Genomic DNA, 26,330 nt, shown 5'->3' on the forward strand with positions numbered 1-26,330 from the left:
CACCCGTACGAAGCGGACACCGTCGTCCCAGACCCGCGCGCAGACCTCTCGCACCCGCGAGAGGTTTTTGCGTTTCCGGCCCACCTCGCCGGACGGCGCAGGGCGCGGGCCCACCGGGGGCGGCGGTACCGGTCATCCCGGCAGACCGACATCCTCACAGGAGTCAGACCAGCAATGACGGACGCAACCGACGGCCGCGAGCCCCTCGAACCCGCAGCCCCCGTCGACGACGCCTTCCACGTCTTCGACACCACCCTGCGCGACGGCGCGCAGCGTGAGGGCATCAACCTCACCGTCGCGGACAAGCTCACGATCGCCCGCCACCTGGACGACTTCGGCGTCGGCTTCATCGAGGGCGGCTGGCCGGGCGCCAACCCCCGCGACACCGAGTTCTTCCAGCGCGCCCGCGCGGAGATCGCCTTCCGGCACGCACGGCTCGTCGCGTTCGGCGCCACCCGCAAGGCGGGCGTGCGCGCCGAGGACGACCGGCAGGTCGCCGCCCTCCTGGAGTCCGGGGCCCCCGTCATCACCCTCGTCGCCAAGTCGCACGACCGGCACGTGGAACTCGCCCTGCGCACCACGCTCGAGGAGAACCTCGCGATGGTGCGCGAGACGGTCGCGTACCTGCGCTCGCACGGCCGGCGCGTCTTCGTCGACTGCGAGCACTTCTTCGACGGCTACCGCGCCAACCCCGGCTACGCCACGCAGGTCGTGCGCACCGCCCACGAGGCCGGCGCCGACGTCGTCGTCCTGTGCGACACCAACGGCGGCATGCTGCCCGCCCAGATCGACGCCGTCGTCCGCACCGTGCTGGGCGACACCGGCGCGCGCCTCGGCATCCACGCCCAGGACGACACCGGCTGCGCCGTCGCCAACACCCTCGCCGCGGTGGACGCCGGCGCCACCCATGTCCAGTGCACGGCCAACGGCTACGGGGAGCGCGTCGGCAACGCCAACCTCTTCCCGGTCGTCGCCGCCCTGGAGATCAAGTACGACCGGCGGGTGCTGCCGCCGGGCAGGCTGGCCGAGACGACGCGGATCTCGCACGCGATCGCCGAGGTCGTCAACCTCACGCCCTCCACGCATCAGCCGTACGTGGGGGTCTCGGCCTTCGCCCACAAGGCCGGGCTGCACGCCTCGGCGATCAAGGTGGACCCGGACCTCTACCAGCACATCGACCCCGAGCGGGTCGGCAACACCATGCGGATGCTCGTCTCCGACATGGCCGGCCGCGCCTCCATCGAGCTCAAGGGCAAGGAGCTCGGCGTCGACCTCGGGGGCGACCGCGAGCTGGTCGGCCGCGTCGTGGCCCGGGTCAAGGAGCGGGAGCTGGCGGGCTACACGTACGAGGCCGCCGACGCCTCCTTCGAGCTGCTGCTCCGCGAGGAGATCGAGGGCCGGGCGCGGCGCTACTACCGCGTGGAGTCCTGGCGCGCCATCGCCGAGGACCGCCCGGACGGCACCCACGCCAACGAGGCGACCGTGAAGCTGTGGGCGAAGGGCGAGCGCATCGTCGCCACGGCCGAGGGCAACGGCCCGGTCGACGCCCTCGACCGGGCGCTGCGGGTGGCGCTGGAGCGCATCTACCCCCAGCTCGCCGGCATCCGGCTGACCGACTACAAGGTCCGCATCCTGGAGGGCAACCTGGGCACGGGCTCGACGACCCGCGTCCTGGTCTCCACGAGCGACGAGAGCGGCGAGTGGTCCACGGTGGGCGTGGCGGAGAACGTCATCGCGGCGTCCTGGCAGGCCTTGGACGACGCGTACGCGTATGGGCTGCGCCGGGCGGGCGTGGACCCGCAGGAGTGAGTGCCCGTATCAGCCCCTCCGGCGTTTGAGGAGCGGGGTCCGGGGCGGAGCCCCGGTTCGGGAAGGGGCGGGTCAGGGGAAAGAGACCCCCAGCCCCGCCCCCAGCAGGTCGAACGCCCGATCCGCATCCGCATGCGCTTCGACCAGCGCATCGCCGATCACCCGCCCCGACGCCAACTTCCGCCAATTCTCCTGCGCCAGCCGGTGATGCACGGTGATGATCTGCGCCGCCGCGAGCCCGGCGGTCAACGCGTCGCCGGGGGCGTCGCCACCGCCCGTCTCCAGCAGCGCCCCGGCCAGCAACTCCTCATCCCGCTCGGCGTAGCGGACGAGACGGGCGAGCAGGCTCGGCGTCCCGTAGAGCATGTCGTTGAACGCCCGTACGACCGGGTGGTCGTTGAGGCCCGTGACGGGATCGTGGGCGTCCAGACGCGCGTGGTAGTGCGCGCGGAGCGCGCCCAGCGGGGACTGGCCGGCCGCCCTGCCGGCGACGACGCGCGCCGCCTCGCCCTGGTGGTCGGCGATGCGATGCAGCGCCAGATCCTCCTTGGCCGGGAAGTAGCGGAAGAGCGTCGGCTTGGACACCTCGACGGCCGCCGCGACGTCAGCGACGGACACCTGGTCGAAGCCGTGCTTCAGGAACAGCTCGATGGCCGTGTCGGACAGCGCCTGGCGCGTGCGCTGCTTCTTCCGTTCCCGCAGTCCCGTCTCATCGGTCACGGGGTCACTCTAGCAGGTGACGTTACTCGGAATCTTTTGTTACTCGGTTGCATTTTTGTCGGGCCGGGTCTTTCATGGACACATGACTTCGACAGAGGCACCGACAGACGTACCGACCGATGTCCTGATCGTGGGCGCGGGCCCCACCGGCCTGACCCTCGCCTGCTCGCTCGCCCGCACCGGCGCGGCCGTCCGCGTCATCGACAAGTCGCCGGAGTTCCACCGGAGCTCGCGCGGCAAGGGCCTCAACCAGCGCAGCCGTGAGCTCTTCGACGACCTCGGGGTGGGGGAGCGGGCGGCGGCGTCCGGCATCGAGCACATCACCCTGCGCAAATACCGCGACGGCGTCGCCGTGGCGGATCATGTCGCCTTCGCCGACCGGTCCCCGACCCCCGACACCCCGTACGCCAGCGGCCTGCTCATCCCCCAGTGGCGCACGGAGGAGATCCTCCGCGAGCGGCTCGCCGACCACGGCGTCCAGGTGGAACTGGGCTGTGAGCTGGCCGGGTTCACCCAGGACGCGGGCGGCGTCGTGGCGACGCTCGCCGATGGCCGGCGGATCACGGCGTCCTATCTCGTGGGCTGCGACGGTGGCCACAGCCCCGTGCGCAAGGCGCTGGGCGTGGCCTTCGAGGGGGAGACCGAGGCCGAGGAGAGCATGGTGGTCGGCGACGTCCGGGCCGACGGGCTCGACCCGGCCTACTGGCACCAGTGGTTCGACGAGGACGCGGCCCTCATGCTCTGCCCCTTCCCGGGCAGCGCGCACTGGCAGTTGCAGGGCTCGCCCGAGCGCGACGCCGACGGGCGGCCGCTGCCGCCGTCGCTGGAGTCCTTCCAGCGGCTCTTCGAGCGGTGCGCCCGGATACCGGACGTGCGGCTGACCGACCCCACCTGGTTCTCCATATACCGCGTCAACGTCCGGATGGCCGACCGCTTCCGCGTCGGGCGGGTCCTCCTCGCCGGGGACGCGGCCCACGTCCACTCGATCGCCGGCGGCCTGGGGATGAACACCGGCATCCAGGACGCCTTCAACCTGGGCTGGAAACTGGCCTTCGTGGTGCGCGGGCTGGCCGGTCCGGGGCTGCTGGACACCTACGAGGAGGAGCGGCTGCCGGTCGCGGCGTGGACGCTCGACCTCACCAACGAGCGGCTGCGCGCGGTCCTGGAGGGCGTCCGGGAGGCGGGCGTCGGCACCGAGGCGGTGGTCACCGACGACGTCACCACGCTGGGCGTCGGCTACGGCTGGAGCTCGCTGGCGTGGGGCGGCCCCAAGGCGGGGGAGCGGGCACCCGACGCGCCCTGCCGGGACGTCGTGACCGGCAAGGAGATACGGCTCTTCGAGGTCTTCGCCGGGCCGCGCTTCACCCTCCTCGGCGTCGGGCCGACGAGCGCGAAGGCTCTGGCGGAGGTCCTCGCGGAGGCGGGGGAGAGGTACGACGGGATGCTGACCGTGCTGCGTGTCGACGACCACGAGGGGCACGTCCGGCGGGCGTACGGGATCGAGGGCGACGGGCTCGTGCTCGTACGACCCGACAACCACATAGCCCTGAGCGTGGCGGCGGACCGAGGCGCCGAGGTCATGGACCGGCTGGCGCGCCTCGGTCGCTGATCCGCACAAGAGCCGGGGTCACGAGGGCCGGGGCGGGGGTCAGGCCCGCGCGGCGGCGGACTTCACGGCGGAGATGTCGAAGGTGAGCTTCACCTTGTCGCTGACCATCACGCCGCCGGCCTCCAGGGCCGCGTTCCAGGTCAGGCCCCACTCGGAGCGCAGGATCTCGGCGCTCCCCTCGAAGCCGACGCGCTCGTTGCCGTAGACGTCCGTGGCCGAGCCGTTGAACTCCAGGTCGATGGCGAGGGGTCGGGTGACGTCCTTGATGGTGAGGTCGCCGGTGAGGCGGTAGCGGTCGCCGCCCACGCGCTCGGCGGCGGTGGAGCGGAAGGTCATCAGGGGGAACGCCTCGGCGTCGAAGAAGTCGCCGCTCAGCAGGTGGGCGTCGCGGTCCTTGATGCCGGTGTCGACGCTGTCGATCCTGACGTCGATGGCGGCGGTGGAACGGGCGGGGTCGGAGCCGTCGAGGCGGAGGGTGCCCTCGTGCTGGGTGAAGGAGCCCTTGACGTTGGTGACCATCGCGTGGCGCACGGTGAAGCCGATGCTGCTGTGGGCCGGGTCGATGGTGTAGTCGCCGGTCAGCGCGGCGAGGGCCGGGTCCGTGTCGAGGACGGCGGTGGCGGTGGCGGCGGTGGCGGGGACGACGGCGGTGTCCCGCTTGCGGGTGAAGAGGCCCATGACTGCTCCTGGGGGTCGAGAGAGGTTGTTTAACCTTCAACGAGATTGACGATAGCGCAATCTGGTTCAACGTTCAATCATTCCGGGAGGGGGATTCCGGTCGGAAGCCCGCGGCAGGCGTCATTGCGCCCCGCGCGCCCCCGTGCCACCGTGTGCGCCGTGCCGTCGTCCACCCCCGCATGGACCCGCCGCGGCTTCCTCGCCGCCTCCGCCCTCGGCGCCCTCGGGCTGGGCGCCGCGCTGCCCGGAGCCGCCCTCGCCGGCCCGGAGGGCGACTTCGCCGGGCCGCGCCGCCGCTGGCGCGAGCTCACGCTCGGCACCGGCTTCGACCCCGCCGCCGAGCCCTACGCCGGCGTCCTGCGCCGCACCGGGGACCAGGCCCGCGCCCATCGCGCGAGCATGCGCCCCGCCGCCGGCTCGCTCTGGCCGGACGCGCCCTTCGACCCGCCCGCCGGGATCACCCGCAGCTGCGCCCGGCTGTTCACCATGGCCCAGGCCCACGCCCAGCCCGGCACGGGCCTGACCGGGGACCCGAGCCTCGCCGCCGACGTCCTCGCCGGGCTCGACCACCTCCACGAGCGCGTCTACCACCCCGGGGCCGTCCGCTACGGGAACTGGTGGGAGTGGCAGATCGGCAGCCCCCGGCTGCTGCTGGACACGGCCGCCCTCCTCCACGACGCGGTGGGCCCGGAGCGGCGCGCCCGGCTGCTGGCCGCCGTCGACCACTTCGTCCCCGACTCGGCGATCGGCCCCTACACGGGCACCAGCACCGGCGCCAACCGCGTCGACCTGTGCCGGGTCGTGGCCCTGCGCGGCGTCCTGGGCGAGGACGCCGCCAAGGTCGCCCTCGCCCGCGACGCCCTCTCCCCGGTCTTCCCCCACGTCCTCAAGGGCGACGGGCTCTACGCCGACGGATCGTTCATCCAGCACAGCTGGGTGGCCTACTCCGGCACCTATGGCTGCGTGCTGCTCGACGGGCTCGGCCGGCTCTTCGCCCTGCTGCGCGGCTCGCGCTGGGAGGTCACCGACCCCAACCGGCGGATCATTCACGACAGCGTGGAGAACGCCTTCGCGCCGCTGATCCACAACGGGCTGGTGATGGACTGCGTCTCCGGCCGCGCCATCAGCAGGGGCGTCCGGGCGGCCGAGCCGGACGGGCCCGTCCAGAGCGACCACCAGCGCGGCCACGTCCTCATGGCCGCCATCTCCCTGCTCGCGGCGGGCGCGAGCCCGGCCGAGCGGGAGCGCTGGCACGGCATGGTCAAGGGCTGGATCGCCCGGGACACCACCAGCCTCGTGCTCACCGACCCCCAGTTCGGCGTCGCCGACCTCGCCCGGCTCGCCGCGATCGCCGCCGGGCCCGCGCCCGCCGCCCCCGAGCCCGTGGGCCACCGGCTCTTCCCCGCCATGGACCGGGCCGTCCACCGCCGCCCCGGCTGGGCCGCCGCCATCGCCATGGCCTCCGACCGCGTCACCCACTACGAGAACGGCAACGGCGAGAACCCGCGCGGCTGGCACACCGGCGCCGGAATGCTCACCTGGTGGGCCGCCGGCCACAGCGGTGACCAGAACACGGGTGACCAGAACACCGGGGACCAGTACACCGACGCCTTCTGGCCCACCGTCGACCCCTACCGGCTGCCCGGCACCACCGTCTCCGCCGTCCCCCTCGCCGACAACCAGGGCGGCGGCTGGGGCGCCCCCAGACCGGCGGCGCGCTGGGTCGGCGGCGTCACCGACGGGGAGTACGCGGCCGTCGGACAGCACCTCAAAGGGCTCGGCTCCACCCTGGAGGCCCGCAAGTCCTGGTTCTGCGCGGACGACGCCGTCATCTGCCTCGGTGCCGGGATCACCGCCCGGGACGGCACCGACGTCGAGACCGTCGTCGACAACCGCAACCTCGGCGCCACCGGCACCCCCGCCCTCACCGTGGACGGCGAGCGCCGGCCCGCCCACGACGGCTGGACCGAGTCCTTCGACCGCGTCCACTGGGCCCACCTCGCCGGGCACGGCGGCTACGTCTTCCCCGGTGGCGCCCCGCTCACCGCCCTGCGCGAGGCCCGCACCGGAGCCTGGCGCGACATCAACGCCGACGGCTCGCCCACCCCCCTCACCCGGCGCTATCTCACCCTCCTGCACCCCCACGGCATCGACCCCGAGGACGCCTGCCACGTCCACCTCCTGATGCCCGGCGCCGGCCCCCGCGCCCTCGCCGACCGCGCCGCCGACCCCGGCTGGCTCACCGTCCTCGCCAACACCGCGGACGTCCAGGCCGTCCACGTCCCCTCCCTCGGCCTGACCGCCGCCAACTTCTGGGCCCCCGGCACCGCCGGCCCCCTCACCACCGACACCCCCGCCTCCGTACTCCTGCGCCACAACGGCTCCACCGCGACCCTCCACATCGCGGGCCCCCTGCGCACCGGCGATCCCATCGAGCTCATATGGCATTACCCTGTGAGGAACGTCACATCCCATGACCCCGCCGTGGAGGTGCTGGAAACGGGATCCCTGGTGCGGCTGAGGATCCGGCCGGGCACCGCCTGCGCCCCGCACGGCTGCCGGCTGGCCCTCCGCGCCGCACCCCGGCCCACGCCGAGATCGCTGGTCAAGACACACGGATGACCGCGGCGCCGGGCCACATTTGTGGAGTGTTCACAGCGTGGGACCCGCCCCAGCGCCCTGGGGGCTGATAAGACCCCTGCGCGGTTCTGTGCCGCCTGCCCACGAAAACACGCGCGACGTTGTGTGGAACCGACATGATGTTCCGGGCGGCCCGCCACGTACCGTCTTTCCATGAGCAATCTCGAAGGTGCGCCCGTAGAGGCGAGTGACGTCCGTGGGCGCGTCGCCGAGCTGCACGCCATCCGCGAGCAGGTCCGGCGAGGTCCGAGCGAGCGGGCGACCCAGGCGCAGAAGGCCAAGGGAAAGCTGACCGCTCGCGAGCGCATTGAACTTCTCCTCGACGAGGGCTCCTTCACCGAGGTGGAGCCGCTGCGGCGGCACCGCGCCAGCGGATTCGGGCTGGAGGCCAAGCGCCCGTACACCGATGGTGTGATCACCGGGTGGGGAACCGTGCACGGGCGGACGGTGTTCGTCTACGCGCACGACTTCCGGATCTTCGGCGGCGCGCTGGGCGAGGCCCACGCCACCAAGATCCACAAGATCATGGACAAGGCCATCGCGGCCGGTGCCCCGCTGGTCTCCCTGAACGACGGCGCCGGCGCCCGTATCCAGGAGGGCGTCTCGGCGCTGGCCGGCTACGGCGGCATCTTCCAGCGCAACACCAAGGCCTCGGGCGTCATCCCGCAGATAAGCGTGATGCTCGGCCCCTGCGCGGGCGGCGCCGCCTACTCCCCGGCGCTCACGGACTTCGTCTTCATGGTCCGCGACACCTCCCAGATGTTCATCACCGGCCCCGACGTCGTGCGCGCGGTCACCGGCGAGGAGATCTCCCAGAACGGCCTCGGCGGCGCGGACGTCCACGCCGAGACCTCCGGCGTGGCCCACTTCGCCTACGACGACGAGGAGACCTGCCTGGAGGAGGTCCGCTACCTCCTCTCGCTCCTCCCGCAGAACAACCGGGAGAACCCGCCCCGCGTGGAGAGCGAGGACCCCGCCGACCGGCTCGGCGAGGCCCTGCTGGACCTGGTCCCCGCCGACGGCAACCGCCCGTACGACATGCGCAAGGTCATCGAGGAGATCGTCGACGACGGCGAGTACCTGGAGATCCACGAGCGCTGGGCCACCAACATCATCTGCGCCCTGTCCCGGCTGGACGGCCGGGTCGTCGGCATCGTCGCCAACCAGCCGCAGTCCCTCGCGGGCGTCCTCGACATCGAGGCGTCGGAGAAGGCCGCACGATTCATCCAGATGTGCGATGCCTTCAACATCCCGATCATCACTCTTTTGGACGTACCCGGTTTCCTCCCGGGCGTGGACCAGGAGCACGGTGGGATCATCCGGCACGGTGCGAAGCTGCTGTACGCCTACTGCAACGCCACCGTGCCCAGGATCTCGGTGATCCTGCGCAAGGCCTACGGCGGTGCGTACATCGTGATGGACTCGCAGTCGATCGGCGCGGACCTCACCTACGCCTGGCCCACCAACGAGATCGCGGTCATGGGCGCCGAGGGCGCGGCCAACGTCATCTTCCGCAAGCAGATCGCGGAGGCGGACGACCCCGAGGCCATGCGCTCGCGCATGGTCAAGGAGTACAAGGCCGAGCTCATGCACCCGTACTACGCGGCCGAGCGCGGCCTGGTCGACGACGTGATCGACCCCGTCGAGACCCGGTCGGTGCTGATCCGGTCGCTGGCGATGCTCGCGAACAAGCACGCGGACCTGCCGGCGCGCAAGCACGGCAACCCGCCCCAGTAAGACGTCCCGTACTTCAGGCAATCGGAGACTTCGCATGAACGACACGCTCGTACGCGTCGAGAAGGGCACGGCCGACGCCGAGGAACTGGCGGCCGTCACCGCCGTCCTCCTCGCCCGCGCCGCCGCCGGCAACAACACCGCCGCCCCCGTCCGTCCCCGCCGCACCACGGCCCCCTGGCGCCGCCTGGAGCGCAGCTCCGGCTTCCGGGCGCCGCACAGCTGGCAGGGCTGACGAAGAACGCGCCACAACGCGACGAGGGCCCCTCACCGACCGGTGAGGGGCCCTTCGCGGTTTCACAGGGGCAGCCCTGAACGCGAAGAGGTCCCCGCACTCCCTGGAGGAGTGCGGGGACCTCTTCGCATCCGAACTAGCGGAGCCGCGCCATCAGCGCGTGCTCGACGAGCGTGATGAGGGCGCTCTTCGCCTCGTTGCGGTGCCGGGCGTCCGTGGTGATGATCGGCGCGTCCGGGCCGATCTGGAGGGCCTCACGGACCTCCTCCGGCGTGTACGGCTGGTGCCCGTCGAAGCCGTTGAGGGCGATGACGAAGGGCAGGCCGCTGTTCTCGAAGTAGTCGACCGCGGGGAAGCAGTCGGCGAGCCGGCGGGTGTCGACCAGGACGACGGCGCCGATGGCGCCGCGGACCAGGTCGTCCCACATGAACCAGAAGCGGTCCTGACCCGGCGTACCGAAGAGGTAGAGGATCAGGTCCTGGTCCAGGGTGATACGGCCGAAGTCCATGGCCACGGTGGTCGTGGTCTTGTCCGGCGCGTGGGTCAGATCGTCGATGCCCGCCGAGGCGGAGGTCATCACGGCTTCGGTGCGCAGCGGGTTGATCTCCGAGACCGCGCCGACGAACGTGGTCTTGCCCACGCCGAAGCCACCCGCGACGACGATCTTCGCGGAGGTGGTGGAGCGGGCTGCCTCGCCGCTAGAGGTTCCGAAGTCCACTGAGCACCCTTTCGAGCAGTGTCACGTCAGGCTGACCGCCGGCGGACGCATCGCCGCCGGGCTGATGAATGGCGACGAGTCCGGCCTCGGCCAGATCGGCGACGAGGATTCGGGCGACGCCGAGCGGAATGGAAAGAAGTGCCGAGATCTCGGCGACCGACTTGATCTCACGGCACAGATGGCAGATGCGCTGGTGTTCCGGCAACTGCCCCTGGAGCTGGGACGGCTGGGCCGTGGTGTGCACCAGCGCCTCGATGGCGAGCTGGTACCGCGGCCGGGTCCGGCCGCCGGTCATCGCGTAGGGACGGACCAGCGGGTTGTGCTTGCCGCCGCCCGAGGAGGACGACGACGCGCGCCGGTGCTGCGCTTGGGACGGAGGCGGTACGTGCGGGGCGCGCTGCTGCTCCGGCATGGCGTGGTGGCTTGGCGAGGAGGGGAAGTCGAAGCGGTTCAACGGGGGTTGAGCCTGCTGGTCACCGCCATACGGGTAACCGCCGGGGGGCGTTGCCACGTTTCCTCCTCCAACTTGCCTGTCTGCTGCCGGTCGCGCCACCGCACCCTACGGCGCGGTGGCGCGAAACGCACTGCCTCTTGATTAGTTGAGAAGGCTTCCCTGGAGTTCGGACCGGAGCTCGGGGGTGAGCACATTGCCCGCCCGGTCCACCAGGAGGGCCATCTCGTAGCCCACGAGGCCGATGTCGCACTCCGGGTGTGCCAGCACCGCGAGGGCGGAGCCGTCGGAGACGGACATGATGAAGAGGAAGCCGCGCTCCATCTCCACCACGGTCTGGTTGACCGGGCCGCCCTCGAAGATGCGGGAGGCACCGGCGGTCAGCGAGGTCAGGCCGGAGGCGACCGCCGCCAGCTGGTCGGCGCGGTCCCGCGGGAAGCCTTCGGACATCGCCAGAAGGAGTCCGTCGGCGGAGACCACGACGGTGTGGGACACCCCTGGGGTGTTGTCCACGAAACTGGTGATCAACCAGTTCAGGTTCTGCGCCGCCTGGCTCATCGGGCTCACACTAACGCTCCTGATCGTAGGTGCCGCCGGGGCCGAAGCCCTGGTCGTGTTGCTGATGCTGCTGATGCGCGGGACCCGCCGGATGCTCCGAGGAGTCCGCTCCGTGCTCGCGTCCCTGCTGGATGCCCCGGCGGAGGTTGGCCAACCTGCCGCGGACGTCCTCCGGGGCGCGGGACACCTGCGGGCCCGTCTGCGCGGTCTGTTCCGCCTTGCCCTCGACCAGATTGGCCTTGGGCACCCGGCGGGGGAGACCGGAGGGGGTCACGCCGCCGGCCTTCGGCTCCCGGAGCTGCCCGGCACGCTGCCAGCGCTCGTCGTTCGCCGACTTCCAGTCGGGGTTGTCACCCTCCGCGGTTCGCGGTGGGACCTCCTGCCGGTACTGCTCCGGTTCTCCGCCGTCCCTCGTGGCCTCCTCGCCCGTCCCGTCCTGCTGCCACCGCTTGTCGCGGCGCGGCAGACCGGACCCGGTCAGCGAGGGGGAGCCGCTCGAGGCGGGGCCCGGACGGTCGAACTCTACGCGCTCCGGCTGGGCCGTGTCAGCGGACGGCTGGGATTCCGGTTCCGCTGCGTAACCCTGTCCGTACTCATGCTGGTACGGACCTGGTTCGGTCCACTGTCCTTGGTGACCGGGGGCGTACGCGTCGCCGTAGGTCCGCTGGTCCGGTACCGCCGGGTCCGCGTAGCCGGATTCCGGGTAGCCCGTACCGTCGAACCGCTGCGGAGCCTGGGGCTCCACGGATATCGGCTCCTGCGGCTGCGCGTGCGGCTGCTGGAAGGCGTTGGGCTGCCCGAACGGGTCCGGCTGCTCGAAGCCCTGCTGCTGCGGGACCTCGTCGCGGAAGAGCGGACGGTTCTCGCCGTTCTGCCCCAGCGCCGCGCGGCGCTGGTCGCGCATCAGCGAGCGGCCCACCGGGTCCATCGCACCGGAACCGGCGGCGTCGGGGCGCGTCTCGTAGCGGGAGTCGTCGAAGCCGAGCTCGGCCGCGGTCGGGGCGTGGCCCATCGGCGCCTGCTGCATCGGCTGCGGGGCCGGCTGCTCGGCGACCATCGGGGAGACCGTGAAGTCGTCCTCGGCCTGGTCCTCGCCACCGCCACCGTGGGTGATGGCGTCCGGCAGCATCACCAGCGAGGTGGTGCCCGCCTGCTCGCCCGAGGGGCGCAGCTGGACCCGGATGTCGTGGCGCGTCGCCAGGCGGCCGACCACGAACAGGCCCATGCGCTGGGCGATCGCGACGTCGACGGTCGGCGGGTTGGCCAGCCGGTGGTTGATGTCCGCGAAGTCCTCGGCGGTGAGGCCGATGCCCTTGTCGTGGATCTCGACCATGACCCGGCCGTCGGGGAGACGGGTGGCGGTGACGCGCACCTTGGTGTGCGGGGAGGAGAACGCGGTCGCGTTCTCCAGCAGCTCCGCGAGCAGGTGCACGAGGTCGGTGACGGCCCGGCCGTGGATCTCGGCCTCGGGCAGGCCGCTGAGCTCGATGCGCTCGTACGCCTCCACCTCGGAGGTGGCGGCCCGGAGGACGTCCACCAGCGGGATCGGCTGGTCCCAGCGGCGGCCCGGCTCCTCGCCCGCGAGGATGAGGAGGTTCTCGCCGTTGCGGCGCATACGGGTGGCCAGGTGGTCCAGGCGGAAGAGGTTCTCCAGCTGGTCCGGGTCGGCCTCGTTGTTCTCCAGGTCGGTGATGAGGTCCAGCTGGCCCTCGATCAGCTTCTGGTTGCGGCGCGAGAGGTTGGTGAAGATCGCGTTGACGTTGCCCCGCAGACCCGCCTGCTCGGCGGCGAGCCGCACGGCCTCGCGGTGGACCTGGTCGAAGGCGCGGGCGACCTCGCCGATCTCGTCACGGGTGGTGATCGGGATCGGCTCGACGCGGGTGTCGACCTGACCGGGCTCGGTCCGCGAGAGCTGGTCGACCAGCGCCGGCAGGCGCTGCTCGGCCACGTCGAAGGCGGCGGTGCGGAGCCTGCGCATGCTGCGGCTCATCGAGCGGGCCATCCGGCCGGCGACGAAGAACGCGATCAGCAGCGCGAGGACCATGATCGAGGAGTTGACGATCGCGTCCTGCGTGGCCTGGGAGGCGACGCTCTCGGCCTCGTCCACGGCCTTGTCGATCTGGTGTTCCTCGACCGTGCGGTACGCGCCGAACTTCGCGGTGGAGGCCTGGAGCCAGGCGTCGGGCGTGATGCCCTTGGCCTTCAGCTGGGCCGGGGTGGCGCCGGACATGATGGCGGCGGCCATCTTGTCCTGCTCCTCCACCTGGGCCTCGGTGGACAGGGCGGCCTGGAGGCGCTTGATGTCGTCGTCCGTACCGCCCTGCTCGTACTCGCCGCGGGCGATGTACTCGAGGAAGTTGTAGGAGGAGAAGGCCGTCTGGAGGGTCTTCTGGTTGGCGGCGTCACCGGGCTTGATCAGCAGGTGGGCGCCGATGGAGCGCTGGAGCGACTCGGCGGCCTTCGCCAGGGACACCGCGTAGACCATGCGGCCGTACGAGGTGACGTTGCCGGTGCCCAGGCCCAGCTCATTGGTGAAGGCCATGAGGGGACGCTGGATGGCGCCGTAGCCGTCCTCGGTCTTCGCGCCCTCCAGGGCGGGCGTGTACGCGGCCGAACGCAGCTTGGGCAGCGTCGGCTCGGCGTCCCGCACGGCCTTCAGACGGCGCTTGAGGCTCGGGGTGTCCGGCATCTTCTTGACGGCCGCGTCGAATTCGCCGCGCGCCTCGTCCGTCGCGGCCCGGGCCTTCTTGACGCTCGCGTCGTCGGTCTCACCGGCGAGCAGCGGCTTGGCGCTGATGTCGCGCTCGTCGATGACGGCGTGCGCGTAGGTGGCCGCGGCCCGCACCAGACGGGCGGTGTTCGCCGCGTCCGCCGCCTCGCTCCAGGTGTCGACCCGGCTCTTCACATCGAGCCCGCCGAACACCAGGGCCACGAGGACCGGGATCAGGAGGATCGCGTTCAGGCGGACCGGCACACGCCAGTTGCGGGGCGAGAATCTGCTGCCGCCACCCTGGGGCGCGGCGGGGGAATCGGGCATGTCGGAAGGCGGCACCGCTGTGCGCGACGGCGGGGTGAAGTTGCCCCGCGCGTCCCGCGTCTGCTGCGCGGCGCCCGTCTTTCTTCGCCTCACTCGACCAACAACCTCTCGGCGTCGGCACCTGATGCTGTGCCGTTCATCTGCTGAGCCGTGACTGCTCAGTCCGGGAATTCCAGCACGTTGGACAGGTGCAATCCAAACAACGGACAGAGCCCGTGAAGGCCGCGATTTGCCCGACATAAAACGGGCATTAAGGCCGAGCCACGCCAAATGGCGGGCGGGCCGTGCGCGGAGCGCGATCGGCCGGACGCGACGAGTGGTCGCGTCCGGCCGATTCTCTGTCGAAACGTTATGAACTCCGAAGTGCGCGCGTGGTCAATGCCACAACTTACGCACCGTCACAACCGCTGCCGAAGGCGGCGCTATTTCAGCCGGGCCATCAGCGCGTGTTCCACGAGCGTGATCAGAGCGCTCTTCGCCTCGTGCCGGTGGCGCGCGTCGGTCGTGATGATCGGCGTGTCCGGGCCGATCTGCAGAGCCTCGCGAACGTCCTCGGGACCGTAGGGCTGCTGTCCGTCGAAGCCGTTGAGGGCGATGACGAAGGGCAGGCCGCTGTTCTCGAAGTAGTCGACCGCGGGGAAGCAGTCGGCGAGCCGGCGGGTGTCGACCAGGACGATGGCGCCGATGGCGCCGCGCACCAGGTCGTCCCACATGAACCAGAAACGGTCCTGACCCGGCGTACCGAACAGATACAGGATCAGGTCGTCATCGAGGGTGATTCGACCGAAATCCATCGCCACGGTGGTCGTGGTCTTGTCCTGGACGTGGCTCAGGTCGTCGATCCCCGCAGAAGCGGACGTCATCACGGCTTCGGTGCGCAGCGGACTGATCTCCGAGACCGCTCCGACGAACGTGGTCTTGCCGACGCCGAAGCCGCCCGCCACCACGATCTTCGCGGACGTGGTGGAGCGGCCGACGCCTCCGCTAGAGCTTCCGAAGTCCACTGAGAACCCTTTCGAGCAGTGTCACATCCGGCGTACCGCCGGACTCCCCGCCGCCCGGCTGGTGGATCGCCACCATGCCGGCCTCCGCCAGGTCCGCCACCAGGATGCGGGCCACACCGAGCGGCATGTTCAGCAGCGCGGAGACCTCCGCGACCGACTTCACCTCGCGGCACAGGTGGCAGATCCGCTGGTGCTCGGGGAGCAGCCCACCGAGGTGCGCCGGGTCGGCCGTGGAGCTGACCAGCGCCTCGATGGCGAGCTGGTAGCGCGGCCGGGTCCGGCCTCCCGTCATGGCGTACGGGCGGATCAGCGGCTGGTCGTCTTCTTCTTCCCCGTACGGCGCGTGGTGTGAAGCACCGTACGGGCCGGGCGAGACGGGCGGGGTCATGAATCCTCCGGACGGGACAGCAGGATGGCAATGATGCCGTCGTGTGGCGGCCGGTGGGGGGTTTTCGGCCGTACGGTCGGACGGAAATCGCGGTGTGCGGTGGTCAGTTCAGCAGGCTTCCCTGGAGCTCGGACCGGAGCTCGGGGGTGAGCACATTGCCCGCCCGGTCCACCAGGAGGGCCATCTCGTAGCCCACGAGGCCGATGTCGCACTCCGGGTGTGCCAGCACCGCCAGGGCGGAGCCGTCGGAGACCGACATGATGAAGAGGAATCCCCGCTCCATCTCCACCACGGTCTGGTTGACCGGGCCGCCCTCGAAGATGCGGGAGGCACCGGCCGTCAGCGAGGTCAGGCCGGAGGCCACCGCCGCCAACTGGTCGGCACGGTCGCGCGGGAAGCCTTCCGACATCGCCAGAAGGAGTCCATCGGCGGAGACCACCACCGTGTGGGACACCCCCGGGGTGTTGCCCACGAAGTTGGTGATCAACCAGTTCAGATTCTGCGCCGCCTGGCTCATCGGACTCAACTAACGCTCCTGCTGGTAAGTGGGGCCAACATTGGTACTGCCGGTGGCCGGGCCGTTGCCGGCCTGACGTCCCTGCTGGATGCCCCGGCGGAGATTGGTCAGCCGGCCGCGCACGTCGTCGGGCGCGCGCGAGACCTGCGGACCGGTCGTCGAAGGGGACTGCTGCTCGGCGGTGCCCTCGACGAGGTTGGCGCGCGGCACCCGCCGCGGCAGCCCCGAGGTGGTGATCCCGCCCGCCGCCGGCTCGCGGACCGCTTCGGCCCGGCGCCAGCGCTCGTCGTTGGGGGAGTCCCAGGCGCCCTGGGAGGCTCCGTCGCCCCGGTCGGCCTGCGGCCGCTCGGAGTCGGCCGGCTGGACGGGCACGCCCGCAGCCGGGGTCTCGCCGCGGAACCAGTTCGACTCCAGCTCCTCGAAGAGCGGGGACGGTCCACCGGCCGGCAGCTCGAACTGACCGGTCGTGCTGGTCAGCGGGTCCTCGTCGACCGGCTGCGCGAACTGGCCCGTGGTGCCGTTCCGGCTGTCGCCGGTGGTCAGCTGCTCGAACTGGCCGGTGCCGCCGGTCGCCAGGGCGTCCGGGGCGGGACGGTCGTACTCGCCGCTCGTGCTGCCCGGGGCGTCGGCGCCCGGGAGCGCGAACTGGCCCGTGGCGGACTGCGGCCGGCCCGAGGGGTCGAGCGCGGCGAACTGCGAGGTGTCACCCGGGCCGCCGGCCTGCGGCCGCGCGTCGCCGCCCGGACGGCCGCCACGAGACGTGTCCGTCGCGGAAACCGGCGGGAACTGCGAGGTGTCGCCGGGGCCGCCGCCGGGACGCGGGGCGTTCGGGGCCGGCACGGGGAACCCGCCCGTGGCCTCGACGTCCTCGTGACCGCGCGGGGTCTCCTGACCGGCGCGCGGCGCGCCGTCGGAGGACATCGGCCAGTCGTCGACCGGGCCCTTCTTCGGCTTGCCCTTGCGGGTCAGGCCCGACAGACCGTTCTTCGGGCCCGCCGGAGCGCCCTGGCCGGCGGCCGGGGGCTGCTCGGAGCTCCAGCCCGGCGTCTGCCGCGCGGCGTCACCGGGGGCACCGGCGCCACGGGCCGGCAGCTGCGGACGCCCGCCGGCGGCCGGCGGCGGCACGGCGGGACCGCCGTTGCCGCGCGGCGGCAGCGCGGGGCGGCCGTCGGGGCCGGGGACGCCGGTGCGCGGAGAGGTGTCGAAGAGGCTGCCCGCGGCGGCACCGCCGCCGGGACCACCGGGACCGCCGTTGCCGCGCGGCACGATCGCCGGCCGCGGACCGCCGCCGGGCGGCGGCACCGGACGGCGCTGCTGGCCCGCGCCCGCGGCCGGGGCGCCACCGGGCGCGCCCGGGGTGCCGGGGGCCGGCTGCTTGTGGCCCTGGGCCACGTCGACCGGGAGCATGACGAGCGCGGTGGTGCCGCCGGAGTCGGACGGGCGGAGCTGGATGCGGATGCCGTGTCGCAGGGACAGGCGGCCGACCACGAACAGACCCATGCGCCGGGAGACGGAGACGTCCACGGTGGGCGGGGAGGCCAGCCGCTCGTTGATCGCCGCGAGGTCCTCGGGCGAGAGGCCGATGCCGGTGTCGTGGATCTCGACCAGCACCCGGCCGTCGGGCAGGGCGTGACCGGTGACCTTGACCTTGGTCTGCGGGGAGGAGAACGACGTCGCGTTCTCCAGCAGCTCGGCGAGGAGGTGGACGAGGTCGTTGACGACGCGGCCGGCGACCTCGGTCGGCGGGACGCCGCTGAGCTCGATGCGCTCGTACTGCTCCACCTCGGACGCGGCGGCGCGGAGGACGTCGACGAGCGGCACGGGCCGGGTCCACCGTCGGCCGGGCTCCTCACCCGCGAGGACGAGGAGGTTCTCACCGTTACGGCGCATACGGGTCGCGAGGTGGTCCAGGCGGAACAGCGAGGAGAGCTGGTCCGGGTCGGCCTCGCGGCTCTCGAGCTCGGAGATCAGGGACAGCTGACGCTGGATGAGGCCCTGGCTGCGGCGCGAGAGGTTGGTGAACATCGCGTTGACGTTGCCACGGAGCAGGGCCTGCTCGGCGGCGAGGCGGACGGCTTCCTGGTGCACGTGGTCGAAGGCCTTGGCCACCTGGCCGATCTCGTCCCGGCTGTGCACACCGACGGACTCGACGGACGTGTCGACGTCCTGCGGGTCGGTCTCGGACAGCTGCTTGACGAGCTCGGGCAGTCGCTCCTGGGCGACCTTCTGGGCGGTGTCCTGCAGTCGCCGCAGCGACCGCACCATGGACCGGGCCACGACGAAGGCGCCGACGAGCGAGATGCCCAGAACGAGGACGATGAGGGCACCGTTGAGGATGGCTTCCTGGTTGGCCTCGTCACGAAGCTCCAGGGCCTTCTGGTCCATCTCGGACAGCAGCGTCTGCTCGATCTTCGCCATCTCTTCGAGCTTGACGCTGTCCTGGTCGTACCAGTCGCGGTAACTGGTCTTCTCGTTCTTCAGCGCGTCGGCGTTGTTGCCGAAGGCGCGCACGGCGAACGTGTTGGCCGAGGTGACGTTGGTGTCGCCACCGTTGAGGGCCTTCAGCAGGCTGGCGGAGTCACCGGCGCGGATGGCGGTGAAGCGGCGCAGGGACTCTTCCTCGTTGTCCAGGGCCTGCTTGCCGTAGAGGTGGTCGTTGGCCGACAGGCCCGCGCCCTTGGGGTTGGCGAGCGCGGCGCTGAGGACCGCCCGCTGCATGGAGGCGTACTCCTTGGCGGAGGAGAACGACGCCAGCGCACGGGTCGAGGTGATCATGTCGCTGTTGCTGGTGGCCTGGGCCATGTCCTGGGACAGCGACAGCAGCGAGGTGATCAGCGCGTTGTAGCTGTTGACCGTCTGCGAGATGGACGCGTCCTGGTACGCGTTGCCGCGAATGGTCTTGATCTTGTCGAGCTGCTTGCTGATGTCGACAAGGGTGGTCCGGACACCGGTCATCGTCGGGTCGTTCGGCTTGACCTTCTGGGTCGTGCCCTTGAACGCCTCGATGGCCCGGTCGGCCTTCACCCGCGTCGCGACGATCTGGTCGTCCTTGGCGTTGTTGGTGATGATCGGGCCCGCCGACCGGTCGCGCTCCTCCTGGAGGGCGTCGGCGAGCTGGGTCGCCTTGCCCGTCATCTCCGTGAGGAGCTTCATGTGGTCGAGCTGGTCGACGTTGATGAGGGCGTCGTCGATACGCAGGGCACCCAGTGTGGTGGCCGCGACGACGGGGAGGGCCAGCAGCGAGATCAGACGGGTGCTGATTCGCCAGTTGCGCAGGGCTATTCGCGAGCCCGGCCCCGTGGGACCACTCTTCTTCGGCTGTTCGGCGGCATCGCCGCCGTTCGCCGTGTCGACCGGCGGGCCGGCGGGCGTGCCGCGGTCGGTCGCACCGCGCGGCTCCTGCTCCGCCGCAGCGCTGCCATCCCTCTTGAAACGTCCCTGCACTAGCGTCGCAACCTCTGGACCAGGCGCCCCACCGGTTTGAAGCGGAGGGACGGTGTCGAGTCGTGGGGGGACCGCGGTGCCCCCCTGGCGGTCCCCGGAATTCCAGCACAGTGCCGGATCTCCCAACAAGGCCGGTGGGGGTGCCGGCATCCTCCGTGACCCAGGGTGAGGGGAGCGGTGACGGACCGTAGAAGTTCGCGCCCTTTATGTCGGACTTATTGTCATGGGTCATGCGGCTGACCTCGGAGGGCCCCGACTGTCCCAGTCGCCATGATCAAGAGCGGAACGTCAGGTTCAGCCCGGCAATGTCCGTTTCGTGGAGGCGAAACCGCTGCCTGATATGACGCATTTGTCGGTCTGTTCGTGAGCAAACTCACAAGGAACTCATGACTTCTCCCGCCAGCGGCTGGGGATAGGCGCGCCGTAGCCTGGTCCTTTGCACAGGCGGCGAAAACGTCCAGTCAACGCCCCAGAGATCGATAACGCGAGGCCCCCAAGTGAAGACCGCACCGTCGGCTCGTCCGTCCCTGAAGACCGCCAACCCCCGTCGCACGACGCTCGCGCACCTGAAGGACGCCGAGACGCTGCGCGTCGCCGAGGCCGACCGCCGCGAGCACGCCCTGGAACTCCCCGCGGCCACCGCCAACCCGCGCCGCACGGTCCTGATGACCGCGCCCGTGGCGGCCGTCCCCGCGGAGTGACCCCGTCCGGCGGCTGACCCCGCCGGGCCACGGCGGCGCACGGGTCGCGCACGCCCCCCGCGATAGCCTGGGGCGTCAGACTCCGGCCCATCACGACAAGGGGAAGAAGCCTCCCGTGCGCATCGCCAGGTTCTCAATCGACGGGACCGTCGCTTTCGGCGTCGTCGAGGGGGACGCCTCCACTGAAGGCGGCCCTGTTCTCGACATCATCAAGGGGCACCCCTTCGCGGAATTCGAGCGCTCCGGGCAGAAGATCCCGCTGAGCAAGGTGCGGCTGCTGCCGCCCGTGCTGCCGAACAAGGTCGTCGCCGTCGGCCGCAACTACGCCGAGCACGCCGCGGAGCTGGGCAATGAGGTGCCCGAGGCGCCGCTGACCTTCTTCAAGCCCTCGACCGCCGTCATCGGCCCCGGCGACGCCATCGCCTACCCCTCCTTCTCCAGCGCCCTCCACCACGAGGCCGAGCTGGCCGTCGTCATCGGCCGCATGTGCCGGGAGGTCCCGCGCGAGCGCGTCAAGGACGTCATCCTCGGCTACACCTGCGCCAACGACGTCACCGCGCGCGACGTCCAGGAGCGCGAGAAGCAGTGGGCCCGGGCCAAGGGCTTCGACACCTCCTGCCCGCTGGGCCCCTGGGTCGAGACCGAGCTGGACCCGAGCGACCTCGGGATCATGTGCACGGTCAACGGCCAGCAGCGCCAGCTGGGCCGGACGAGCGACATGGTCCGCTCCATCGAGGACCTGATCGTCCACATCACCGAGGCGATGACGCTGCTCCCCGGCGACGTCGTCCTCACGGGCACCCCGGCCGGAGTCGGACCGCTCAACGTCGGCGACGAGGTCGCCGTCACCATCGAAGGCATCGGCACTCTCACCAACAAGGTGATCAAGCGTGGCTAACGCGAACGTCCGCGTACGTTTCTGTCCCTCGCCGACCGGCAACCCCCACGTGGGCCTGGTCCGCACCGCCCTCTTCAACTGGGCGTTCGCCCGCCACCACGGCGGCACCCTCGTCTTCCGCATCGAGGACACCGACGCGGCGCGCGACTCCGAGGAGTCGTACCAGCAGCTGCTGGACGCCATGCGCTGGCTGGGCCTCGACTGGGACGAGGGCCCCGAGGTGGGCGGCCCCCACGCGCCGTACCGCCAGTCGCAGCGCATGGACATCTACCAGGACGTCGCGCGGAAGCTGCTGGACGCGGGCTACGCCTACCCCTGCTACTGCACCACCGAGGAGCTGGACGCCCGCCGCGAGGCCGCCCGCGCCGCAGGCAAGCCCTCCGGCTACGACGGCCAGTGCCGCACGCTGACCGACGAGCAGAAGGCCGCGTACGAGCGCGAGGGCCGCAGCCACATCGTCCGCTTCCGCATGCCGGACGAGGCCACCACCTTCACGGACCTGGTCCGCGGCGAGATCACCGTCCAGGCGGAGAACGTCACCGACTACGGCATCGTCCGTGCCAACGGCGCCCCGCTCTACACGCTCGTCAACCCCGTCGACGACGCGCTGATGGAGATCACCCACGTGCTGCGCGGCGAGGACCTGCTGTCCTCCACCCCGCGCCAGATCGCCCTCTACAAGGCGCTGATCGAGCTGGGCGTCGCCAAGACGATCCCGCAGTTCGGCCACCTGCCCTACGTCATGGGCGAGGGCAACAAGAAGCTCTCCAAGCGCGACCCGCAGGCCTCCCTCAACCTCTACCGGGAGCGCGGCTTCCTCCGCGACGGCCTGCTCAACTACCTCTCGCTGCTCGGCTGGTCCCTCTCCGCCGACCAGGACCTCTTCTCGATGGACGAGATGGTGGCGGCGTTCGACATCAAGGACGTCAACGCCAACCCGGCCCGCTTCGACCTCAAGAAGGCCGAGGCGATCAACGCCGACCACATCCGCCGCCTGGACGTGAAGACGTTCGCCGAGGCCTGCGAGCCCTGGCTGAACGCCCCGCACGCCAACTGGGCCCCCGAGAACTTCGACCGGGCCGCGTGGGAGGCCATCGCCCCCCACGCCCAGACCCGGCTGACCGTCCTCTCCGACATCACGGCCAACGTCGACTTCCTCTTCCTGGACGAGCCCGTCGAGGACGAGGCGTCCTGGACCAAGGCCATGAAGGAGGGCTCGGACGCCCTGCTGCGCACGGCCCGCGAGAAGCTCGCCGAGGCCGAGTGGAACGCCGACGCCCTCAAGGCCGCCGTCGTCGCGGCGGGCGAGGAGCACGGCCTGAAGCTCGGCAAGGCCCAGGCGCCCGTCCGCGTGGCCGTCACGGGCCGCACGGTCGGCCTCCCGCTCTTCGAGTCCCTGGAGATCCTGGGCCGCGAGCGCACGCTGGCCCGCGTCGACGCCGCCCTGGCGAAGCTGGCCGGCTGACGCCCGCCCGCCCTGCCGCGAGGGGCCCGGCAGCCTTCGCCGAAGGCTGCCGGGCCCCTCGCGTACGGGGTGCGTACGGCCGCACGGGCACCAGGCGGCTTATCGATTTTGGACCCCAGTCCACCTTCGGGTAATGTTCTTCCTGCGCCGCCCGAGAGGGCCGAGAGGCCGGAGCGGACGGCGCGAGCCGGACAAGACCCCTTCCGGGGGGTGGAGTTACGGTGGGGTATGGTGTAATTGGCAGCACGAGGGTTTCTGGTTCCCTTAGTCTAGGTTCGAGTCCTGGTACCCCAGCCAAGAATTCTGAGAATTCTTCTTCGAAATTCTCTCGTCAAAACCACTGATAAAGTGGGGCGCGAGTGAAAAAAGTAGAAGCGCAGTGCTTGCCCCCGTTGTGTAGCGGCCTAGCACGCCGCCCTCTCAAGGCGGTAGCGCCGGTTCGAATCCGGTCGGGGGTACTGATTCCTGAAAGGGCAATCCCGGTCAGGAGTCGCTAGGGCCCCCGTTGTGTAGCGGCCTAGCACGCCGCCCTCTCAAGGCGGTAGCGCCGGTTCGAATCCGGTCGGGGGTACTGATTCCTGAAGGGGGAAACCCGGTCAGGAGTCGCTAGGGCCCCCGTTGTGTAGCGGCCTAGCACGCCGCCCTCTCAAGGCGGTAGCGCCGGTTCGAATCCGGTCGGGGGTACTGGGTAAAACCACCATGGGGTATGGTGTAATTGGCAGCACGAGTGATTCTGGTTCATTTAGTCTAGGTTCGAGTCCTGGTACCCCAGCGCAGTAACAAAGCAAGCCCCCGTTGTGTAGCGGCCTAGCACGCCGCCCTCTCAAGGCGGTAGCGCCGGTTCGAATCCGGTCGGGGGTACAGCGAAACACAAGAAACGCCCTCCGCTTCGGCGGGGGGCGTTTTTCGCGCGTCCTTCCGCCCCTCGCCGGGCGGCGGGATAATCCCCGCATGGTCCACGTCGGTGATCTGCGGCCCGGTGACCACGCGTGCCTGCTCTTCGGATCGGACGAGGAGCGGGCCTGGTTTCTGCGGGACTTCGTCCGAGGGGGCCTGGACGCCGAGGACAAGATCCTCTACCTGAGCGGTGCCGAGGAGGACCCCCTGGGCATGCCCTGCGTCCCGGCGGGCCGGGTCGAGGTCGTCCGGCTCGGGGAAATCCTCTCCGGCCGGGGCCCGTTGGAGCCCGCCGCCCTGCTGCGGAGGCTGCGCGGCGCCGCCGAGCGCTCCCGCCGGGAGGGCTATCGCGCCCTGCGGGTCGCCGGGGACCTGTGCGCCGCCGTCCACGACTACGGGGACGTCCGCCGGCTGCTGCGGTACGAGGCGCTGCTGGCCGAGGAGTTCAGCGCGGGCCGGGCCCTGGCCGTCTGCCAGTACGACATCCGCCGCTGCGAACCCGCCGCCCTCGCCGCCCTCGCCTCCGCCCACGCCGGGAGCGTCGAGGCCGATCCACTGGTGCGCACCCCCGAGCTGGTCGTCGCCCGCACCTACCGGCCGCAGGGGCTGCGGCTGGAGGGCCTGGTCGACGAGGGGGCCCATCGCTGTCTGCGGGACGCCCTGCGGTCCGTGGCGGCGGTCCGGGGCGACGTCAGCCTGGAGATGTCCCGGGTGGAGTTCCTCGACCTGGGCGGGCTGCGGCTGCTGATGACCTTCGCCCGGGCCCGGGCCGCGCGCCACCGCACGGTGGAGCTCACCGGGCTGCGGCCGCACCTGCGGCAGGTCATCACGCTCGTCGGCTGGGACCGCACCCCCGGCCTCCGGCTGGGGGCCGGGCATGGCCTGGACTGACCCGGGCACCGGTGGGGGCTTCGTCCACCAGGCGTGCCTGTACGGCACGGACGAGGAGTTCCTGGCGACGGCGGTGCCCTTCGCCCTCGACGGGCTGGCGGCGGGGGAGCCCGTCCTCGCCGCCACGACGCCCGCCAACATCGAGCTGCTGCGGCGGGCGCTGGGGGAGCGGGCGGGGGAGCTGGACACGGCCGAGACGGCGTATTTCGGGCGCCGGCCCGTGGAACGGGTGGCCGCGTTCCTGCGCTACCACGACCGCCGCTCCCGCCCCGGGCGGCGCCTGCGGATCCTGGCCGAACCCGTGTGGGGCGGGAAGTCCGCGCGCCAGATCGCCGAGTGGAAGCGGATGGAATCCGGGCTCAACGTGCTGCTGGCCGGGCTGCCCGCCCGGATGATCTGCCCGTACGACACCAGGACCGTGCCCGGCGACGCGGCCCACGCGGCCCGGGCCACCCACCCGGCGCGGGTGGACGGGCGCCTGGTGACGCCCTGCGCCGAGTTCACGGACCCGGCGGCGTACGCGGCAGCCGTACCGCCGCCGCGCCTTCCCGCGCCGCCGGGGGCGGCCCGGGCGGGGCCCACCGCGCGGATCGCGGAGATCCGCTCCTTCGCGCGGGAACGGGCGGGAGCGGGCGGGCTGCGGGGGGAGCGGCTGGGGCTGGCGGTGCTGGGCGTGTGCGAGGCGGCGGGCTGTCTGCTGGCCTCGGGGCCCGCGCCCCGGGTGGCGGTGCGGGCGTGGGAGGAGCCGGGGGTGCTCGTGTACGAGCTGCTGGGCGCGCCGGTGCGGCCGCTGCCCGCCTTCGCGGGCTTCCGGCCGCCGGGGGCGGAACCGCATCCGGAGGACGGGCTGTGGCTGGCGCGGATGCTCGCCGAATCACTGGACGTCCGCCAGACGGGCTCGCTGGCGAGGCTCACCCTGCGGGTCGCGGGCCCGCGCGACGCGGAGCGCTGGTGAAGCCCCGGTCCCGCCCTTTCTCCCCCAGCTACCGCTGGGAGGTGCCCCCAGTTTCCGAGCGGGGCTGCGCCCCCTCGCACCCCCGGACCGCGCTCCGCGCGGTGTCCTCAAACGCCGGACGGGCTGACAAAGTCAGCCCGTCCGGCGTTTGAGGACCGGGGTCCGGGGGCGGAGCCCCCGGGAAGCTCAGCCGTTGCGCCGCAGTGCCTCCGTGAGGCGGATCGCGGCGTCCAGGACGGCCTGGGCGTGCATCCGGCCCGGGTGGCGGGTGAGGCGCTCGATCGGTCCGGAGACCGAGACGGCGGCGACGACCCGGTTCGAAGGCCCCCGCACCGGCGCCGAGACCGACGCCACACCCGGCTCGCGCTCGCCGATCGACTGGGCCCAGCCCCGCCGCCGGACGCCCGAGAGGGCCGTCGCCGTGAAGCGGGCGCCCTGGAGGCCGCGGTGCAGCCGCTCCGGCTCCTCCCAGGCCATGAGGACCTGGGCCGCCGAGCCGGCCTTCATCGGCAGCGTGGAGCCCACGGGCACCGTGTCCCGCAATCCGGACAGTCTCTCCGCCGCGGCCACACAGATCCGCATGTCGCCCTGGCGCCGGTAGAGCTGCGCGCTCTCGCCCGTGACATCGCGCAGGTGAGTGAGGACCGGGCCCGCCGTGGCCAGCAGGCGGTCCTCGCCCGCCGCGGCCGCGAGCTCGCTCAGCCGGGGGCCGAGGATGAACCGGCCCTGCATGTCGCGCGCCACCATCCGGTGGTGCTCCAGAGCCACCGCGAGCCGGTGCGCCGTCGGACGCGCGAGACCGGTCGCCGTGACCAGCCCGGCGAGGGTCGCCGGACCGGACTCCAGAGCGCTCAGAACCAGAGCCGCCTTGTCGAGAACGCCCACACCGCTAGAGCCGCCACTACTGTTGTCCATGCAACGATACTCGCGTCTCACACTATGAAACGCAAGTTCATATTTTCCCGGGACGCGCCACCCTGG

The 26,330-nt window shown here is 71.6% G+C and carries 21 protein-coding genes and 6 tRNA genes; 16 read left to right on the plus strand and 11 right to left on the minus strand.

The window, feature by feature from the left end; all coding sequences use genetic code 11:
* Nucleotides 1-174 precede the first annotated feature (174 nt).
* Nucleotides 175-1,809 (plus strand): citramalate synthase, encoded by a 1,635-nt coding sequence (gene cimA, locus EKH77_RS23165; protein ID WP_126916248.1) that lies wholly within the window; start codon nt 175-177, stop codon nt 1,807-1,809.
* Nucleotides 1,810-1,881: 72 nt separating this feature from the next.
* Here the strand turns inward: cimA and EKH77_RS23170 are convergent, their stop codons facing one another.
* Nucleotides 1,882-2,529: a TetR/AcrR family transcriptional regulator gene (locus tag EKH77_RS23170; protein WP_126916249.1), complete on the minus strand. Its 648-nt coding sequence runs from the start codon at nt 2,527-2,529 to the stop codon at nt 1,882-1,884.
* A gap of 82 nt (nt 2,530-2,611) precedes the next feature.
* Between EKH77_RS23170 and EKH77_RS23175 the strand changes: the two genes are divergently transcribed.
* A complete protein-coding gene (locus EKH77_RS23175; protein WP_126916250.1) occupies nt 2,612-4,138 on the plus strand; it encodes an FAD-dependent monooxygenase in 1,527 nt (508 codons plus the stop codon).
* Nucleotides 4,139-4,177: 39 nt separating this feature from the next.
* Here the strand turns inward: EKH77_RS23175 and EKH77_RS23180 are convergent, their stop codons facing one another.
* Nucleotides 4,178-4,816, minus strand: a complete 639-nt coding sequence (locus tag EKH77_RS23180) for a YceI family protein (RefSeq protein WP_126916251.1) — start codon at nt 4,814-4,816, stop codon at nt 4,178-4,180.
* Between the two features lie 150 nt (nt 4,817-4,966).
* Here EKH77_RS23180 and EKH77_RS23185 point away from each other — a divergent pair, with 150 nt between their 5' ends.
* The 3 genes from EKH77_RS23185 to EKH77_RS23195 all read left to right on the plus strand — a co-directional run bounded on the left by EKH77_RS23185 (nt 4,967) and on the right by EKH77_RS23195 (nt 9,425).
* Nucleotides 4,967-7,438, plus strand: a complete 2,472-nt coding sequence (locus tag EKH77_RS23185) for a polysaccharide lyase 8 family protein (protein WP_430981004.1) — start codon at nt 4,967-4,969, stop codon at nt 7,436-7,438.
* 171 nt (nt 7,439-7,609) lie between these two features.
* A complete protein-coding gene (locus EKH77_RS23190) occupies nt 7,610-9,193 on the plus strand; it encodes an acyl-CoA carboxylase subunit beta (protein ID WP_126916253.1) in 1,584 nt (527 codons plus the stop codon).
* A 34-nt stretch (nt 9,194-9,227) separates the two neighbouring features.
* Entirely contained in the window at nt 9,228-9,425 is a 198-nt protein-coding gene (locus EKH77_RS23195) for an acyl-CoA carboxylase subunit epsilon (RefSeq protein WP_126916254.1), read from the plus strand.
* A 136-nt stretch (nt 9,426-9,561) separates the two neighbouring features.
* Here EKH77_RS23195 and EKH77_RS23200 read toward each other — a convergent pair whose 3' ends face one another.
* The 8 genes from EKH77_RS23200 to EKH77_RS23235 all read right to left on the minus strand — a co-directional run bounded on the left by EKH77_RS23200 (nt 9,562) and on the right by EKH77_RS23235 (nt 19,542).
* The gene (locus EKH77_RS23200; RefSeq protein ID WP_099201035.1) at nt 9,562-10,143 is read right to left on the minus strand and encodes a GTP-binding protein; all 582 of its coding nucleotides are present in this window, start codon (nt 10,141-10,143) and stop codon (nt 9,562-9,564) included.
* Nucleotides 10,124-10,654, minus strand: a complete 531-nt coding sequence (locus tag EKH77_RS23205) for a DUF742 domain-containing protein (protein ID WP_126916255.1) — start codon at nt 10,652-10,654, stop codon at nt 10,124-10,126. Before EKH77_RS23205 ends, EKH77_RS23200 begins: the two co-directional genes overlap by 20 nt.
* Before the next feature lie 84 nt (nt 10,655-10,738).
* A complete protein-coding gene (locus tag EKH77_RS23210) occupies nt 10,739-11,152 on the minus strand; it encodes a roadblock/LC7 domain-containing protein (protein WP_126918236.1) in 414 nt (137 codons plus the stop codon).
* Between the two features lie 10 nt (nt 11,153-11,162).
* Entirely contained in the window at nt 11,163-14,282 is a 3,120-nt protein-coding gene (locus tag EKH77_RS23215) for a nitrate- and nitrite sensing domain-containing protein (RefSeq protein WP_430981005.1), read from the minus strand.
* A gap of 329 nt (nt 14,283-14,611) precedes the next feature.
* Complete coding sequence (locus tag EKH77_RS23220; protein WP_126916257.1) at nt 14,612-15,193, minus strand: GTP-binding protein; 582 nt, start codon at nt 15,191-15,193, stop codon at nt 14,612-14,614.
* Nucleotides 15,174-15,581 (minus strand): DUF742 domain-containing protein, encoded by a 408-nt coding sequence (locus EKH77_RS23225; RefSeq protein WP_126916258.1) that lies wholly within the window; start codon nt 15,579-15,581, stop codon nt 15,174-15,176. Before EKH77_RS23225 ends, EKH77_RS23220 begins: the two co-directional genes overlap by 20 nt.
* A gap of 103 nt (nt 15,582-15,684) precedes the next feature.
* Nucleotides 15,685-16,098 (minus strand): roadblock/LC7 domain-containing protein, encoded by a 414-nt coding sequence (locus EKH77_RS23230; protein ID WP_126918237.1) that lies wholly within the window; start codon nt 16,096-16,098, stop codon nt 15,685-15,687.
* A gap of 9 nt (nt 16,099-16,107) precedes the next feature.
* Nucleotides 16,108-19,542, minus strand: a complete 3,435-nt coding sequence (locus EKH77_RS23235) for a sensor histidine kinase (protein WP_126916259.1) — start codon at nt 19,540-19,542, stop codon at nt 16,108-16,110.
* 497 nt (nt 19,543-20,039) lie between these two features.
* Between EKH77_RS23235 and EKH77_RS23240 the strand changes: the two genes are divergently transcribed.
* The 11 genes from EKH77_RS23240 (at nt 20,040) to EKH77_RS23290 (ending at nt 25,349) form a co-directional block, all read left to right on the plus strand.
* Nucleotides 20,040-20,243, plus strand: a complete 204-nt coding sequence (locus EKH77_RS23240) for a hypothetical protein (protein WP_126916260.1) — start codon at nt 20,040-20,042, stop codon at nt 20,241-20,243.
* 115 nt (nt 20,244-20,358) lie between these two features.
* Nucleotides 20,359-21,141: a fumarylacetoacetate hydrolase family protein gene (locus tag EKH77_RS23245; RefSeq protein ID WP_126916261.1), complete on the plus strand. Its 783-nt coding sequence runs from the start codon at nt 20,359-20,361 to the stop codon at nt 21,139-21,141.
* Nucleotides 21,134-22,606: a glutamate--tRNA ligase gene (gltX, locus tag EKH77_RS23250; RefSeq protein WP_126916262.1), complete on the plus strand. Its 1,473-nt coding sequence runs from the start codon at nt 21,134-21,136 to the stop codon at nt 22,604-22,606. Before EKH77_RS23245 ends, gltX begins: the two co-directional genes overlap by 8 nt.
* Nucleotides 22,607-22,828: 222 nt before the next feature.
* Nucleotides 22,829-22,903 (plus strand) — tRNA-Gln (locus EKH77_RS23255).
* 88 nt (nt 22,904-22,991) lie between these two features.
* A tRNA-Glu gene (locus tag EKH77_RS23260) sits at nt 22,992-23,064 on the plus strand.
* A gap of 40 nt (nt 23,065-23,104) precedes the next feature.
* Nucleotides 23,105-23,177: transfer RNA gene (locus tag EKH77_RS23265), tRNA-Glu, on the plus strand.
* Nucleotides 23,178-23,217: 40 nt separating this feature from the next.
* A tRNA-Glu gene (locus tag EKH77_RS23270) sits at nt 23,218-23,290 on the plus strand.
* 16 nt (nt 23,291-23,306) lie between these two features.
* Nucleotides 23,307-23,378 (plus strand) — tRNA-Gln (locus EKH77_RS23275).
* Between the two features lie 16 nt (nt 23,379-23,394).
* Nucleotides 23,395-23,467: transfer RNA gene (locus EKH77_RS23280), tRNA-Glu, on the plus strand.
* Between the two features lie 90 nt (nt 23,468-23,557).
* Nucleotides 23,558-24,394 (plus strand): MEDS domain-containing protein, encoded by an 837-nt coding sequence (locus EKH77_RS23285; protein ID WP_126916263.1) that lies wholly within the window; start codon nt 23,558-23,560, stop codon nt 24,392-24,394.
* On the plus strand, nt 24,381-25,349 hold the full coding sequence (locus EKH77_RS23290; protein ID WP_126916264.1) for an MEDS domain-containing protein: 969 nt from the start codon (nt 24,381-24,383) through the stop codon (nt 25,347-25,349). Before EKH77_RS23285 ends, EKH77_RS23290 begins: the two co-directional genes overlap by 14 nt.
* Nucleotides 25,350-25,535: 186 nt before the next feature.
* Here the strand turns inward: EKH77_RS23290 and ndgR are convergent, their stop codons facing one another.
* Entirely contained in the window at nt 25,536-26,264 is a 729-nt protein-coding gene (ndgR, locus tag EKH77_RS23295; protein WP_126916265.1) for an IclR family transcriptional regulator NdgR, read from the minus strand.
* Nucleotides 26,265-26,330: the final 66 nt, after the last annotated feature.

The sequence above is a fragment of the Streptomyces luteoverticillatus genome (genome assembly GCF_003970715.1).
In the GTDB taxonomy this organism is placed as follows: domain Bacteria; phylum Actinomycetota; class Actinomycetes; order Streptomycetales; family Streptomycetaceae; genus Streptomyces; species Streptomyces abikoensis.

What these genes read in the sequence shown, in the direction of transcription:
- cimA (WP_126916248.1), top strand. Translation starts at nt 175, where the DNA reads ATGACGGACGCAACCGACGGCCGCGAGCCCCTCGAACCCGCAGCCCCC.
- EKH77_RS23175 (WP_126916250.1), top strand. Translation starts at nt 2,612, where the DNA reads ATGACTTCGACAGAGGCACCGACAGACGTACCGACCGATGTCCTGATC.
- EKH77_RS23180 (WP_126916251.1), bottom strand. Translation starts at nt 4,816, where the DNA reads ATGGGCCTCTTCACCCGCAAGCGGGACACCGCCGTCGTCCCCGCCACC.
- EKH77_RS23190 (WP_126916253.1), top strand. Translation starts at nt 7,610, where the DNA reads ATGAGCAATCTCGAAGGTGCGCCCGTAGAGGCGAGTGACGTCCGTGGG.
- EKH77_RS23195 (WP_126916254.1), top strand. Translation starts at nt 9,228, where the DNA reads ATGAACGACACGCTCGTACGCGTCGAGAAGGGCACGGCCGACGCCGAG.
- EKH77_RS23210 (WP_126918236.1), bottom strand. Translation starts at nt 11,152, where the DNA reads ATGAGCCAGGCGGCGCAGAACCTGAACTGGTTGATCACCAGTTTCGTG.
- EKH77_RS23225 (WP_126916258.1), bottom strand. Translation starts at nt 15,581, where the DNA reads ATGACCCCGCCCGTCTCGCCCGGCCCGTACGGTGCTTCACACCACGCG.
- EKH77_RS23230 (WP_126918237.1), bottom strand. Translation starts at nt 16,098, where the DNA reads ATGAGCCAGGCGGCGCAGAATCTGAACTGGTTGATCACCAACTTCGTG.
- EKH77_RS23285 (WP_126916263.1), top strand. Translation starts at nt 23,558, where the DNA reads ATGGTCCACGTCGGTGATCTGCGGCCCGGTGACCACGCGTGCCTGCTC.
- EKH77_RS23290 (WP_126916264.1), top strand. Translation starts at nt 24,381, where the DNA reads ATGGCCTGGACTGACCCGGGCACCGGTGGGGGCTTCGTCCACCAGGCG.
- ndgR (WP_126916265.1), bottom strand. Translation starts at nt 26,264, where the DNA reads ATGGACAACAGTAGTGGCGGCTCTAGCGGTGTGGGCGTTCTCGACAAG.